Raw genomic sequence first — 14,606 nt, forward strand, 5'->3', positions numbered from 1 at the left:
AAGAGTTCCTTTCATATCAATCCATCGAGCGCGCTCTTTCGAAAAGAAGCCGCTTCGACGACATACAGAGCTTGGAGATACATCAATGGAAACACGCGACGTCGTTATCGTTTCTTACGCCCGTACGCCCTTCTGCAAGGCGAACCGTGGCCTGCTCAAAGACACCCGCCCCGACACCCTCGCCGCGCTGGCGATTGAAGCCGCTATGGAGCGCGCGCCGGGGCTTAAACCCGAAGAGGTCGAAGACGTGATCATCGGCTGCGCCATGCCCGAAGGCGAGCAAGGCATGAACGTCGCGCGCATCGCGGCCCTGATGGCCGGCCTGCCCGACAGCGTCCCCGCCATGACCGTCAACCGCTTCTGCTCCTCCGGCCTGCAGTCCGTGTCGCAGATCGCTGAGCGCATCATGCTCGGCGCCATCGACGTGGGCATCGCCGGCGGCACCGAGTCCATGAGCATGGTGCCGATGGGCGGCAATAAGCCCTCGGCCAACCCGGAACTCATGAAGGAGAACCCCGGCGTTTATATCCCCATGGGCGCCACCGCTGAGAACGTCGCCAAGCGCTTCGAGGTGAGCCGCGAAGAGCAGGACGCGTTCGCGCTGCGCAGCCACACCCGCGCCGTCGACGCCTGGGAGCGCGGCTTCATGCAGGGAGAGGTCATTCCGGTCGAAACCGAAGTCATCAATCATGACGGCGCCGTGCAGAAGATCACCGTCAGCAAAGACGACGGCCCGCGCCCCTCGACCACCCTGGAGAAGTTGGCGAGACTTCCCACCGTCTTCGACCGCAAAAACGGCTCGGTCACCCCGGGCAACTCGTCGCCGCTGACCGACGGCGCCGCCGCCATCGTCCTGATGTCCAAAGAGAAAGCCGACGAGTTGGGTCTTGAGATCCTCGGCTATTATCGCGGATTCCAGGTCGCCGGCGTGGACCCCGAGATCATGGGCATCGGCCCGGTCGCGGCCGTCGAGAAGCTTCTCAAGAAGCACGACATGACCGTGGACGATATCGACCTCTACGAGGTCAACGAAGCCTTCAGCAGCCAGTCGGTCTACTCGGCCAAAAAGCTCGGCCTGGACATGGACAAGGTCAACGTCAACGGCGGCGCCCTCGCCCTGGGTCACCCCCTGGGCGTCTCGGGCACGCGCATGACCGGCACGCTCTTGCGCGCCCTCGAGGAGCAGGACGGCCGCTTCGGCGTCGTCACGATGTGCATCGGCGGCGGCATGGGCGCAGCCGGCCTGTTTGAGCGCGTCAAGAAGTAATTCGCACGCGCTTGCGCGCACATAAAAAAAGCCGCGCGGTTCAATGAAAGAGCCGCGCGGCTTTTTTATGTGCAGCAACTGCATGCAGGAGGTTTTCTAAAACGTTTGTACCCGCTGGGCGCTCGGCTCGCACTCGAGCGGACGTATTGGATTGCCCGTGCTTTGCGAAAGACCCCAGCACCAGATATCGCCGCCTTCGGTGAGTACGCACTGCCCGGCCAGCGACTCCCAATCTTCGGGAATATTCTGTATCGCGGCCTGTGGCACCTCATAATATTGACTTTCTGAGTTCGGCACCCACGCCCGCTGGCCGACAGTGCAGGGCGAGAGCTGGCCCCAACACTGAATCTGTCGCTCCGGTGTCGCGCTACAAAACCCCAGGCCCAATGGACTGATATCGACCATTTCATCGCTCCAGGGCTTGCGCTGCGGTACGCTGCCCACCCCTCCCCCCCAGCACCAAATATGAAGTTGTTCGTCGATACCACAGATACCATCACGAACCGCAGCCCCATTTTTGGCAGCAATTTCCAAAAATATGCCAGGTTCACCTATCGCGAGGAGTTCATCCTGGTCGTCGAGGCTGCCGTTGCCCAGGTACCCATATTCGCCCGAGCCCATACAGTGCCACCGTTTTGTTTTCGTTTCCTCTGCGCATAACGCATTGCGCGTCATGAAGATTCGTGCAAACGGTCCTGAATCAATAAGCACCGGCTCGTATGAATGGGTTTCGAGCAAATTAGTGGCCCGTTCTTCGTAATTGCCGCTGATTAATAGATCGCCCCAACAATAGATCGAACCTTCCGCGCTAAGCCCGCATGTTGAATGCGCGCCCATCGCCAATGATTCAAAGCGAAGCGCTGTTTCGAGTAATGTGGGTGACTCAAGCTGCGGGGTCTGAAAATCTGCGCCGAGTTTTCCCAAGGTATTTTGTCCCCAGCAATAAACACGCCCGTCCGTAGATAACGCGCAATTCGCAGAACCGTCCTGTGTCGTCATCGACTTAAAATGGACGTCGCCATCGACCTCAATCTGCTCAAACTTTGGAATCCATAATGCATCGCTATTCTCAACGGAGTCATTAAATTTGACCCAATAAATCTGACCTCCGGTGCTGATCGCATAATGCGCGCCCTGGTCGCCAAACGCCTTAAACTTCAACTCAACCCGAAAATTTGCCCGAGCTTGTAGCCCACCTACCGTCGCCTTGACTTCCACCTCGCCGCGTTCAATGCCGCTGAGCAGGCCGTTCGGGTCGATGGTCGCGCGCTCGGGTGTATCGCTATGCCAATCAACGGGCAGATTCAGATTCACAATTTCGGTGCCGTCAGCCCGGTAGGCCTCGACCTCCAAGGCGAGGCTCTCTCCCACCCCGACCTCACGCTGCGCGGGGATGATCTCGATGCGCTCAAGCTCATCAAACGGGCGTACGATAACTTCGAGCGAAGCCTGAGCGTCCCCACTTGTTGCGCTGAGGGTCGTTTGCCCGGCCTCCAACCCGAGGAGAAGGCCCGACTCATCCACCGTCGCAACCTGCGCGTTCTCAACCCGCCACGTGACATCCGCATCATCTAACTGTATTCCATGATCGTTATACGCCCGGAAATTTATCTGGACGGTCTGCGTGACGAATGCTTCAACCGGATCGGGTGAGAGGATCAACTGAGCGACGTGCGCCGAGTCATCGACATCGGCCACATCTTCGGGCACATCCTGTCGAATATCGGTTGCTTCCTCCTCGGATTTCGCCGCGTCCTGCCCTGTATCCGAAGAGCAGGCTGCTGTGAGACAGGTCATGCAGAGGATGGAAAACACGATAAACACGGACGGAGAATAATGAACGCGCGTTTTGAACATATGGCGGAGGGTATTCATACTTTTCACCGAGTAGTCTGACAGATCATAAAGATTTGTTAGACTTCCTTATTTCAGGGCGTTGAGCGTTTACATACCATCATGCATTAATAGATGCAAAATTCGAAGAGTGCGCGACGTGATCCGCGGGCCCCCTACGCTTCGCTCCGGTCACCGCGCGGCTACAAGGCCCATGCTACGCATGGTGGAGAGGCCTTCGAACAATGGAGCGAATTCACCGGGCGAACCACCGACCACGCGACGCCTCCCCCACGGACGAAGCGTAGCGGAGTCCGGATTGATAGCCGTGGGTGAGTCCACGAAAGAAAAGAAGTCCCCGGACACCACAAAATACCGAAATCCCACGATACCCCGCGCCGCAAGGAGCCCTCGGGAGGCGTCATGAACCCGAACCACGTTTAATCATTACAATATCGTGCGTCGCGAACCCGAATCATACCTTATTCATCGCGTTCATCGCGCCCGCGCACATCCGCGGGTTCCCTACGCTCCGCTCCGGTCACCGCGCGGCTACAAGGCCCATGCTACGCATGGTGGAGAGGCATTCGATTGGTGGGGCGAATTCACGGCGCGAACCGCGCCTCTGAGTAAAACACAAAAAAACCGGGCCGCCCCAAAGGGCAGCCCGGCTCTTTAAATCCATCACGCCGAAAATCCTATCAGGACTCGGTGACGCGCCCGCCGGTGCGGAGCACCGCGCGCACATAATCGCGGCGCATCCGCGAGATATTGTTGATGCTGATGCCTTTGGGGCACACAGCCTCACACTCGCCGATATTGGAGCAGTTGCCGAAGCCCTCGTCGTCCATGGTGGTGACCATGCGGATGGTGCGGATGTCGCGCTCGGGCTGGCCCTGCGGGAGCTTCGCAAATTGCGTGAGCTTCGCGCTGGTGAAGAGCGAGGCCGAGGAGTTCGGGCACGCGGCGACGCAGGCGCCGCAGCCGATGCAGGTAAGCGCACATAATAAGGCCACGCGGTTCAATGAAAGAACCGCGCGGCTTTTTTATGTGCAGCAACTGCATGCAGGAGGTTTTCTAAAACGTTTGTACCCGCTGGGCGCTCGGCTCGCACTCGAGTGGACGTATTGGATTGCCCGTGCTCTGCGAAAGACCCCAGCACCAGATATCGCCGCCTTCGGTGAGTACGCATCGACCGGCTAGCGACTCCCAGTCGGGTGGCAGGCCTTCAATGGGCGCCTGTGGCACCTCATAATATGCGGTTTCGGAGTTCGGCACCCATGCCCGTCGACCGACCGCGCAGGGCGATAAGCGTCCCCAACATTGAATATGTCGATCGGGTGTCACGCTACAAAAACCCAAGCCCTGGGGCTGAATATCAACCATCTCATCCGTCCAACTTACCGGTTGAGGTATACTGCCTGACGCGCGTCCCCAGCACCAGACCTGGAACTGCGCGTCGATTCCACAAATGCCTTCACCTACCGTCGTCCCATTGCGGCTGGCCAGTTTCAGGAATACGCGGGGTTCGCCGATGGCAACCAATTCATCCTGATCATCAAGGCTTCCGTTGCCCAATGTTCCATATTCACCAGAGCCCATGCAATACCATGCGTTCGTTTTGATTTCCTGCGCGCATAGCGTATTGCGTGTCATCATTATCCGTTCATATCGACCCGCATCAATAAGTGCCGGCTCGTAGGATTGTCCTACAAGAAAATCAGGATATCTGTCTTCGAAATTGCCACTTATCAAAAGGTCCCCCCAACAGTAAATCGAGCCGCTTCCCGTAAGCCCGCAGGTTGAATACTGACCCATCGCCAGCGATTCGAAGCGAAGCTCCGTTTCGAGTAGTGTGGGTGATTCAAGCACGGTCGTCACAAAATCAACACCCAAATTGCCTAATACATTTTGCCCCCAACAATAGACACGACCGTCGCGAGTGAGCGCGCATCTTCCCCCATTTTGGTTGTTCCCTATTGATATAAAATGCGCGTCATCATTGATTCGGATCTGATTAAATTCAGGCATCCATAATCCGTCACTGTTTTCAGTGACTTCATCAAAGTACATCGTATATATTTGCCCCCCGGTGCTGATCACATAACCTCCACCGTTGTTACCAAATGCCTTAAACTTTAACTCCACCCTAAAACCGGCCTCTGCCCGAAGCTCTCCAACACTCGCCTGAATATTTACCCATCCACGTGCAATCCCGCGGAGAAGACCGCTTGCGTCGACACTCGCGCGCTCAGGGGCATCGCTATGCCAGTCCACCGGCAGACTCAACGGTGTGACTTTCGTGCCGTCGGCTCGAAAGGCCTCGACCTCCAAGGCGAGGCTCTCTCCCACCCCGACCTCACGCTGCGCGGGGATGATCTCGATGCGCTCAAGCTCATCAAACGGGCGTACGATAACTTCGAGCGAAGCCTGAGCGTCCCCACTTGTTGCGCTGAGGGTCGTTTGCCCGGCCTCCAACCCGAGGAGAAGGCCCGACTCATCCACCGTCGCAACCTGCGTGTTCTCAACTCGCCACGTGACATCCGCATCATCTAACTGTATTCCATGATCGTTATACGCCCGGAAATTTATCTGGACGGTCTGCGTGACGAATGCTTCAACCGGATCGGGTGAGAGGATCAACTGAGCGACGTGCGCCGACTCATCGACATCGGCCACATCTTCGGGCACATCCTGTCGAATATCGGTTGCTTCCTCCTCGGATTTCGCCGCGTCCTGCCCTGTATCCGAAGAGCAGGCTGCTGTGAGACAGGTCATGCAGAGGATGGAAAACACGATAAACACGGACGGAGAATAATGAACGCGCGTTTTGAACATATGGCGGAGGGTATTCATACTTTTCACCGAGTAGTCTGACAGATCATAAAGATTTGTTAGACTTCCTTATTTCAGGGCGTTGAGCGTTTACATACCATCATGCATTAATAGATGCAAAATTCGAAGAGTGCGCGACGTGATCCGCGGGCCCCCTACGCTTCGCTCCGGTCACCGCGCGGCTACAAGGCCCATGCTACGCATGGTGGAGAGGCCTTCGAACAATGGAGCGAATTCACCGGGCGAACCACCGACCACGCGACGCCTCCCCCACGGACGAAGCGTAGCGGAGTCCGGATTGATAGCCGTGGGTGAGTCCACGAAAGAAAAGAAGTCCCCGGACACCACAAAATACCGAAATCCCACGATACCCCGCGCCGCAAGGAGCCCTCGGGAGGCGTCATGAACCCGAACCACGTTTAATCATTACAATATCGTGCGTCGCGAACCCGAATCATACCTTATTCATCGCGTTCATCGCGCCCGCGCACATCCGCGGGTTCCCTACGCTCCGCTCCGGTCACCGCGCGGCTACAAGGCCCATGCTTCGCATGGTGGAGAGGCCTTCGATTGGTGGGGCGAATTCACGGCGCGAACGGCGCCTCTCAGTAAAACAAAAAAAAACCGGGCCGCCCCAAAGGGCAGCCCGGCTCTTCAAATCCATCACGCCGAAAATCCTATCAGGACTCGGTGACGCGCCCGCCGGTGCGGAGCACCGCGCGCACATAGTCGCGGCGCATGCGCGAGATATTGTTGATGCTGATGCCTTTGGGGCACACAGCCTCACACTCGCCGATATTCGAGCAGTTGCCGAAGCCCTCGTCATCCATGGTGGTGACCATGCGGATGGTGCGGATGTCGCGCTCGGGCTGGCCCTGCGGGAGCTTCGCAAATTGCGTGAGCTTCGCGCTGGTGAAGAGCGAGGCCGAGGAGTTCGGGCACGCGGCGACGCAGGCGCCGCAGCCGATGCAGGTGGCGGCCTCGAAGGCGGCGTCGGCGTCGGGCTTCGAGATAAGCGTGGCGTTGGCGTCGGCGTGCGGGCCGGTGGTCACCGAGTTATAGCCGCCGGCCTGGATGATGCGGTCGAGCGCGGCGCGGTCGACGACCAGGTCCTTGACGACCGGGAAGGCGCGCGCGCGGAACGGCTCGATGACGATGGTGTCGCCGTCGGAGAAGCTGCGCATATGCAGCTGGCAGACCGCCGTGCCCAGGTCCGGCCCGTGGGCCTTGCCGTTAATGGTAAGACTGCAGGTCCCGCAGATTCCCTCGCGGCAATCGCTGTCGAATTCAATCGGCAATTTGCCGTCATGAACCAGACGCTCATTGACCAGGTCGAGCATCTCCAGGAACGACATCTCAGGCGAGATACCGTGGGCGACCACCGCCTCAAGGGAGCCGGCGGAGTCCGCGCCTGATTGACGCCAGACCTTCAAATTAAGGGTCATCTCTTTGGAAGCCATCGTGGGTACTCCTTGCATTGTGTGCGCGATTGAGGCGCGCACAACCTAAAAATCGATGCCGCAGCGTAACGCCGACAGGGCCCACAAAGGGCCCAATCACCGAGTATGCGGCGTATTATTCGTAGCTACGCTGCTTCAGTTCCACAAATTCGAATTCCAATTCTTCTTTGTGCAAAACTGGCTTCTCGCCGCGTCCCTTATACTCCCAGGCCGCGACGTACGCGAAGTCCTCGTCGTTTCGCAGCGCCTCGCCCTTGGGGGTCTGGTGGTCGGCGCGGAAATGACAACCGCAGGACTCATCGCGGTCCAGCGCGTCGCGCGCCATCAGCTCACCGACTTCCAGGAAGTCAGCGACGCGCCCGGCGATCTCGAGGTACTTATTGAAGGTATCGTCGGAGCCCGGGATCAGCACGCCGGAGTAGAACTCCTCGCGCAGCCTCGGGATCGCCTCAAGAGCGTGCTCCAGGCCTTCGGCGGTGCGCTCAATGCCCACGTCATCCCACAGGATTTTGCCGAGTTCGCTATAGATGTCGATGACGGTGCGCCGCTCTTCGGCGGGCTTTTTGAGCGCCAGCTCGTTGAGCTTAAGCAGCTCGTCGATATTGGCGCGCACGTCTTTCTCGACCGCCTTGAACTCGGCCTGGTCGTCTTTGACCGGCGTGAGGTTGAAGCGCTCGGTGGCCAGGTAGTTGCTGACCGAAGCCGGCACAATGAAATAGCCGTCGGCCAGACCCTGCATCAGCGCGCTCGCGCCCAGGCGGTTGGCGCCGTGGTCGCTGAAGTTCGCCTCGCCGGCCACGAAGAGCCCGGGCAGGTTGCTCATCAGGTCGTAGTCAACCCACAGACCACCCATCACATAGTGAACCGCCGGGAAGATGCGCATCGGCTGCTCATAGGGATTCTCGTCGGTGATCTTCTGGTACATATCGAAGAGGTTGCCGTATTTGGCCTCAATCGCGGCTTTGCCCTTCTCTTTGATCGCCGTGGAGAAGTCCAGATAGACAGCGTTTCGCAGCGGGCCGACACCGTAACCCTGCTTGACCATATAATGGGCGTTACGCGAGGCCACGTCGCGCGGCACCAGGTTTCCGAAGGCGGGGTATTTGCGCTCCAGATAATAGTCGCGGTCTTCGGGCGGGATCGAGTTCGGCGGCTTGCCGACGTCCTCTTTATTCTTGGGCACCCAGATGCGTCCGTCGTTTCGCAGACTCTCACTCATGAGCGTGCGCTTGGACTGATACTCGGTCGAGGCCGGGATGCAGGTCGGGTGAATCTGGACGTAGGACGGGTTCGCCATCAGCGCGCCGCGCTTGTGGCAGCGCCAGGCGGCGGTCGCGTTCGAGTTCACCGCGTTGGTCGACAGGAAGTACGCGCGACCATAACCGCCGGTGCAAAGGACCACGGCGTCAGCGGCGTGGCGCTCCAGCGCGCCGGTGAAGAGGTTGCGCGTGATGATGCCGCGGGCGCGCCCGTCGACCATCACCAGGTCCAGCATCTCGCGGTGAGCGAACATCTCACAATTGCCGCCGTCGACCTGGCGCATCAGCGCGCCGTAGGCGCCCAGCAGCAATTGCTGGCCCGTCTGGCCGCGTGCATAGAAGGTTCGCGAAACCAGCGCGCCACCGAAGGAGCGCGTCGCCAGCTCGCCGCCGTACTCACGCGCGAACGGCACGCCCTGGGCGACCGCCTGGTCGATGATATTCGAGCTAAGCTGGGCGAGCCGGTAGGTGTTGGCCTCGCGCGAGCGATAGTCGCCGCCTTTGATCGTGTCATAAAAAAGACCCCAGGTGCTGTCACCGTCGTTGGGGTAGTTTTTATTGGCGTTGATACCGCCCTGAGCCGCGATGGAGTGCGCACGCCGGGGCGAATCCGAGATGCAAAAGTTCTTAACCTTATAGCCCATCTCCGCCAGCGAGGCCGCCGAGGACGCCCCCGCCAGACCGGTTCCGACCACAATAATGGTGTGCTTTTTCTTATTATTGGGGGAAACCAGCCCGTAATGGTGCTTGCGGTTATCCCACTTCTCGTGAAGCGGACCTTCTGGGACTTTCGATTCCAACTTCGTCATGGCAACGACTCGTTCACTTAGATATTAACATGCTACGCGAGCCCGACGGGCTCGCAGGCGGGTGCCCAAAAAACTTAGAGGCTTCCGACGTACAAATAGATCGGCAGGACGAAGAACCCCAGGGCGAGCAGCAGGCCGATAACGGCGGCGACTGCGTAGGAGGTCTTTCCACCACCGCGGTTCATCGACCCGATGCTGTGCACCATGCTCCACACGCCGTGGCGAAGGTGCCAGCCGAGGAACAGGATCGCGCCGCAGTAGAAGGCCACCCAGCCCGGGTTGCTGAAGACATCGGCGACCAGCGCGTAGAGGTCGAGCCCGCCGCCTTCCAGCGCGTATTGCTCGACGTCCGAGGTGAATAATTGGAAGCGAAATTGGGCCACGTGAATGATCACAAAGGCTGCGATCGCAATGCCCGAAATCGCCATCTTGGTCGACGACAGGTTATAGTGGCTCGGGCCATTCTTGGACTTCTGGCCGGCGACGTATTTCTGCGGGCGCGCGGCGCGATTCTGGCGCCACATCGTGATGCCGGAGTAGATGTGGAAGACGAAGAGGAGCAGAAGCCCGATCTCGATCAGGTAGAACGCCGGCCCCAGGCTGTGCAGCGCCGCGGCGTACGCGTTGAATGCCGTGCCGTCATCATTGGCGAAGAGCGTGAGATTGCCGAGCAAATGCATGACGACAAAACCGAACAAACCGACGGCCGTAGCCCAGTTGATCAGTTTGCGTCCAATGCCCGAGGTCAATAAGGTTTTTAATGAATACATTTTCTGGCTCCGGCCAATCCCTTATCTTGATAAGGATGACCCAGTTGGAGAGTGACAGGACTTTCAATGGAAACACACGCGCAGCCGAAATCCTTGCCGACTCGGCCTCCTCAATCCATATTTGCATGGAAGATGCCCAGCTTGGCGCGGCTGCAGGCGGGACTCATAGCACACTATGCGGGTGTCCTAAAGATCATTTTTTCAATTAAACTGAGCGTTCGGTTTTGACGAGCGAAATCCGCGAAAACACAGGTGAATTCGCGCCGCTGGGCCCTCACGGCCCGATATTCACGGCGCTCGGGCGGCGAGCCGAGCATCCCATCGTGCGGGTCGTGGCGCTGGTCTTCGCCTTCGCGTCGCTGTGCCACCTGTGGTTGCTCGACGCCGCCCATCCCGATTGGTACCCGGCCAACGCCATCTACCTCGCCGGCCTCCTCGCCCTCTGCTGGCCTCGCCATATTGGCAACGCGGCGGGTTGGCTGCTCAGCGCAGTGGGCGTGGGCATCCCGCTCTTTTTTCACCGAGACCCGCTGACGCAGTCGATGATTCTGCTCTTCTTCTCGACAAGCGCGGGCGGGTCATTGCTCATCAGCAACCTCTTGCATCTTCGAAAGCGCGACGCCCAAGCCGGCGCCTCATGGCTTATCCTGCGCGTCTTCCAGGGCATCACCGTCTGCACCTATTTGCTGGCGGCGCTGCACAAATTGAACCGGGAGTTCTTTGCCCCGGACTATAGCTGCGCGGTCTACGGGGTCGATAAGCTTTTCAATTATTGGCACCTCAACCTGGCGCTGCTGCCGGCCGGGTGGCGTGGGCTGGCGCCCTGGTCGGTGCTGGTGGGTGAGCTGGGTATCGCTCTTTTATATCTGGTCGGGAAGCGTCGGTGGGCGTGGGCCTGGGCGGTCGTGTTTCATATCCCGCTGACCCTCACCATGGCGCCGGCGTTTGCGTTCGTGATGTTCGCCGGGCACGCCGCGTTCCTTCGCCCCGCGGACCTCGCCCATCTTCGGCGGACGCTCCAGCGCAATCTTTTGCCGACGCTTATCGGCGCGACCGCGCTCACCGCGGCGAGCCTCTGGATGCACCGGGCGCTGCCCGAGTGGACGATGATTCCGCGCGAGTGGCTGCTCTGGGCGATGCTTATTACCCTGGTCGGCGCCCTCCTCTCGCCGAGCGCGCAGACCGACTCAGAAGTCGCGCCATGCGAGAAGCCTAGTCGATGGCTTCGGGCCCTCACAGCCTGCATCGTCGGGCTGTTTTTGCTCAACGGACTCACGCCCTATCTGGGCGTGCAATACCAGCACGCGGGCGCGATGGTCAGTGGGCTTCGCGTCGACAAAGGTTGCTGGAATAGCCTGGTCTTCCCGGAGTCGGTGCGCCTTCGCGACGACTATATCCGCGTCGACGCGGTCTATTTTCACACCCCCGGGCACCTGCCCGAATATGAAAAGAAGGTGCGCACCACACTCTGGAGCCCGCCGCAGCTTCGCCAGATGCGGCGCAATTGGTGCCGCGAAGATCTTCGCCCCCTCTACCTGAGCGGGACGTTCCACGCGCGCCGCTTTGAGATTGACGACCTCTGCGCGGACACCCCGCTGCCGTTTGGGGACGCGGGCGCCTTCGGCGTCGAGCTCTTCGGCGGCTATCTACGCTTTCAGAAAAACCTCAAACGCGCGTGCCCGCAGACCTGCATTCATTGAACCCGCGTTGGCCTCAGCGAGCTTCGACGATGAGCGGGTTCGACTTGGGTTCCGGGGCATCGCGCACGCCTTCGAGCAACCAGAGTTCGAGCTCGACGCTGGCGTCGGCGCTATGGAGCACCGAAATATCGCCGGTGGTCTCAAAGACAACCGCCCGCACCTGTGAGAGCTCGAGCACATTCGCCTCCCGAAGCTTTGAGCGCAGGTCATCCAGGGTCACCCGCGAGCGCTCCATATTATCAAGCAACAACTCGCCGCCTTTCATCAGGAGCACCGGCTCGTTGTCGACAACCTGCTGAAACCATCGGTACTGACGCAGAATATTGGTCACCTTCTGGAGCACGAAGATAATCGACAGCGCCACCGCGCCCTGCAAAATAACCGGCTCCTTGGTGGTCAGCGTGGACGCGATAATTGAGCCCACCGCGATGGTCATCGCGAAATCAAAGCTCGACATCTTCGAGAAGCTTCGAAGCCCGGCGATGCGGGTCAATAAAATGATCCCGGCGAACATGATGATCGCCGAAATGACGACCATCAAAAGATCCGAAAATGACGTTAAAAACCAGTCTTCTATCATGGGTCCCCCCTTTTTATATGTTCCGATAACGGGTCGGCCAGCGCCGGCTCAGGCCGCCATCTCGGGTATATCTTCGACGGCGCCAGCTTCGTCGGACTCCTTGGCGCGGCGCGGCAAGAGCCGCGCGGCGTTGAGCAAAAGGAAGAACTCCGAGCCCACGTGAATGCCGGCGGCCATCAGCGGATTGAGAAAGCCCATGGCGGCCAAGGCCACGCCGATCACGTCGACGATGAGCGTCCCCGCGAAGTTCTGCCAGATGACGCCGCGGGTCTTCTGGGCGACCTTGAGCGTATCGACGAAGCGCTCCAGATCGTTTCCGAGCAGCACGATATCGGCGCTCTCCTGGGCGACGTCGGTGCCCGAGCCCATCGCCACGCCCACGTTGGCCTCGGCGAGCGCGGGAGCGTCGTTGACCCCATCTCCGACCATAGCCACGACGCGCCCTTTTGCGAGCAGCGCCTGGACGCGGTCGAGCTTATCCTCGGGCAGCATATGCGCCTCGATCTCGTCGATGCCGAGCGCCTCGCCCACCGCGCTCGCCACGCGCTGGGCGTCGCCGGTCAACAAAACCGTGCGGATCTTCAACTCGCGCAGCGCCTCGATGGCGCGCATGGCCTCGGGGCGGATCGGGTCGGCAACCTCGACCGAGCCCAAAAAGCGCCCGTCGCGCGCCACATAGATCTCGGAGCCGGTCGAATTCTCGTGGCGCGCGAGGTCCTCAATGGTGACGTCATGGTCGGCCATCAACGCGCGATTGCCGACAAAAACGGTCGACTCACCGACCCGCGCGCGGATGCCCTTGCCCAGAATATATTTGAACTCATCGGGCTCAATGACCGGCTCATTTCGCTCATGCGCCAGCGAAATAATCGCGGTGGCCAGCGGGTGCTCGGAGCGAACCTCAGCGGTGGCGGCGGCCGAGAGGAGCTCAGATTGCTCCACCCCATCCGCGCAAATTAACTGCTGCACCACGGGCTTGCCGTAGGTGAGCGTGCCGGTTTTATCGAGCACGACCGTGTCGACGGTGCTCAGCGTTTCGAGGTGAACGCCACCCTTGATAATCGCGCCGAGCCGCGCGGAGCGCCCGATGCCGCCAAGAATCGCCAGCGGCGTGCCGGCCGCGATGCCGCAGGCGCCGGCGACGATGACCACCGAGATCGTGGCGTAAATATCGCGGGTGATAATATAGGTGAGGATCGCCGCAACAATCGCGAATTGGACCAGGTAGCCGGCGAGTCGATCGGCCAGGCGCTGCACGGGCGCACGGGATTTTTCGGCGTGCTCGACGGCCTCGATAATCTTGCCGTAGCTGGTGTCGCGCCCGACGCGCTCGACGATGATCTCGAGCGCTCCGGTTTGGTTGATCGAGCCGGCGAAGACGTGTGCTTCGGCGCGCTTCTCGACCGGCATCGACTCGCCGGTGATGCGCGACTCATCGACATAGGAATGCCCCGCGGCGACGACGCCGTCGACCGGGATTCGGCCGCCCGGAGACACCAGCACCGCGTCGCCCGGCTGCACCGCGTCGCTGGACACGCTGGCGATCGCACCGGCGCGGCGCACCGCCACCTCGTCGGGCAAAAACTCAAGCAAATCCCCGATGGCCTTGCGCCCGCGCCCGATGGTCATCCCCTCCAGGACCTCGGCCACCAGCACGAAGACCATGATCACCAGAGCGGTAAAGAACTCCCCGATCGCCGCCGCCGCGATGATCGCGATCGACATCGACAGCTCCATGGTCATGCGACGCGCGAAGATATTCTGGATCGCCTCTTTGGCGATCCGCCAGCCGCCAAAGGCCAGGCCGAAGACGCCAATGACGCTCACCGTCGGGAAGGGCTCCCACACCTCAAACCACACCAACGCCGCCGCGATTGCGCTGACCGCGATTTGAAGGCCATCGCTGCGCAAAAACCCGCCGGACTCCTCGTCATCGGGCTGACAATGCGCCTCCTCTTGCTGCCGAGCGCGCTTGCGCAACTCGACGGCGGTCGACGCCGCGCCATCATTGGGTCGCGGCTTCGCCGAAGCGCCGTTTTTTACGTCAACCTCAACTTGGGCATCTTGCTCGCTCATCACTTTCGTCCCGGTCA

Annotated in this window: 9 protein-coding genes and 1 pseudogene; 2 read left to right on the plus strand and 8 right to left on the minus strand. The window is 60.1% G+C overall.

The genetic code is table 11. The annotated features are described in order from the left end of the window. The first annotated feature begins 85 nt into the window (after positions 1–85). Positions 86–1,267 carry a thiolase family protein gene (locus tag DN745_RS13880; protein ID WP_111335768.1) on the plus strand — a complete coding sequence of 394 codons (1,182 nt, stop codon included), beginning with the start codon at positions 86–88 and terminating at the stop codon, positions 1,265–1,267. 96 nt (positions 1,268–1,363) lie between these two features. On the opposite strand, the gene DN745_RS13885 is transcribed toward DN745_RS13880, so the two are convergent. The 6 genes and pseudogenes from DN745_RS13885 to DN745_RS13910 all read right to left on the minus strand — a co-directional run bounded on the left by DN745_RS13885 (position 1,364) and on the right by DN745_RS13910 (position 10,233). After that, positions 1,364–3,142: an Ig-like domain-containing protein gene (locus DN745_RS13885; RefSeq protein WP_111335770.1), complete on the minus strand. Its 1,779-nt coding sequence runs from the start codon at positions 3,140–3,142 to the stop codon at positions 1,364–1,366. A gap of 659 nt (positions 3,143–3,801) precedes the next feature. Continuing rightward, positions 3,802–4,101, minus strand: a pseudogene (locus DN745_RS13890) (4Fe-4S dicluster domain-containing protein); the annotation flags it as partial. A gap of 76 nt (positions 4,102–4,177) precedes the next feature. Then, on the minus strand, positions 4,178–5,956 hold the full coding sequence (locus DN745_RS13895; protein ID WP_111335774.1) for an Ig-like domain-containing protein: 1,779 nt from the start codon (positions 5,954–5,956) through the stop codon (positions 4,178–4,180). A gap of 659 nt (positions 5,957–6,615) precedes the next feature. Beyond that, positions 6,616–7,380, minus strand: a complete 765-nt coding sequence (locus DN745_RS13900) for a succinate dehydrogenase/fumarate reductase iron-sulfur subunit (protein WP_111337697.1) — start codon at positions 7,378–7,380, stop codon at positions 6,616–6,618. Between the two features lie 130 nt (positions 7,381–7,510). Then, positions 7,511–9,463: a fumarate reductase/succinate dehydrogenase flavoprotein subunit gene (locus tag DN745_RS13905; RefSeq protein ID WP_111335776.1), complete on the minus strand. Its 1,953-nt coding sequence runs from the start codon at positions 9,461–9,463 to the stop codon at positions 7,511–7,513. 74 nt (positions 9,464–9,537) lie between these two features. Beyond that, positions 9,538–10,233, minus strand: coding sequence for a succinate dehydrogenase cytochrome b subunit (locus DN745_RS13910; protein WP_111335777.1), 696 nt, complete (start codon positions 10,231–10,233; stop codon positions 9,538–9,540). Between the two features lie 224 nt (positions 10,234–10,457). On the opposite strand from DN745_RS13910, the gene DN745_RS13915 reads away from it, so the two are divergent. Then, positions 10,458–11,933 carry a hypothetical protein gene (locus DN745_RS13915; RefSeq protein WP_111335778.1) on the plus strand — a complete coding sequence of 492 codons (1,476 nt, stop codon included), beginning with the start codon at positions 10,458–10,460 and terminating at the stop codon, positions 11,931–11,933. 13 nt (positions 11,934–11,946) lie between these two features. On the opposite strand, the gene DN745_RS13920 is transcribed toward DN745_RS13915, so the two are convergent. Both DN745_RS13920 and DN745_RS13925 read right to left on the minus strand, forming a co-directional pair. Beyond that, complete coding sequence (locus tag DN745_RS13920) at positions 11,947–12,513, minus strand: DUF421 domain-containing protein (RefSeq protein WP_204354998.1); 567 nt, start codon at positions 12,511–12,513, stop codon at positions 11,947–11,949. A gap of 48 nt (positions 12,514–12,561) precedes the next feature. After that, positions 12,562–14,589 (minus strand): heavy metal translocating P-type ATPase, encoded by a 2,028-nt coding sequence (locus DN745_RS13925; protein ID WP_111335779.1) that lies wholly within the window; start codon positions 14,587–14,589, stop codon positions 12,562–12,564. Between the last annotated feature and the right edge of the window lie 17 nt (positions 14,590–14,606).

The sequence above is a fragment of the Bradymonas sediminis genome (assembly GCF_003258315.1).
Taxonomy (GTDB): Bacteria; Myxococcota_A; Bradymonadia; order Bradymonadales; family Bradymonadaceae; genus Bradymonas; species Bradymonas sediminis.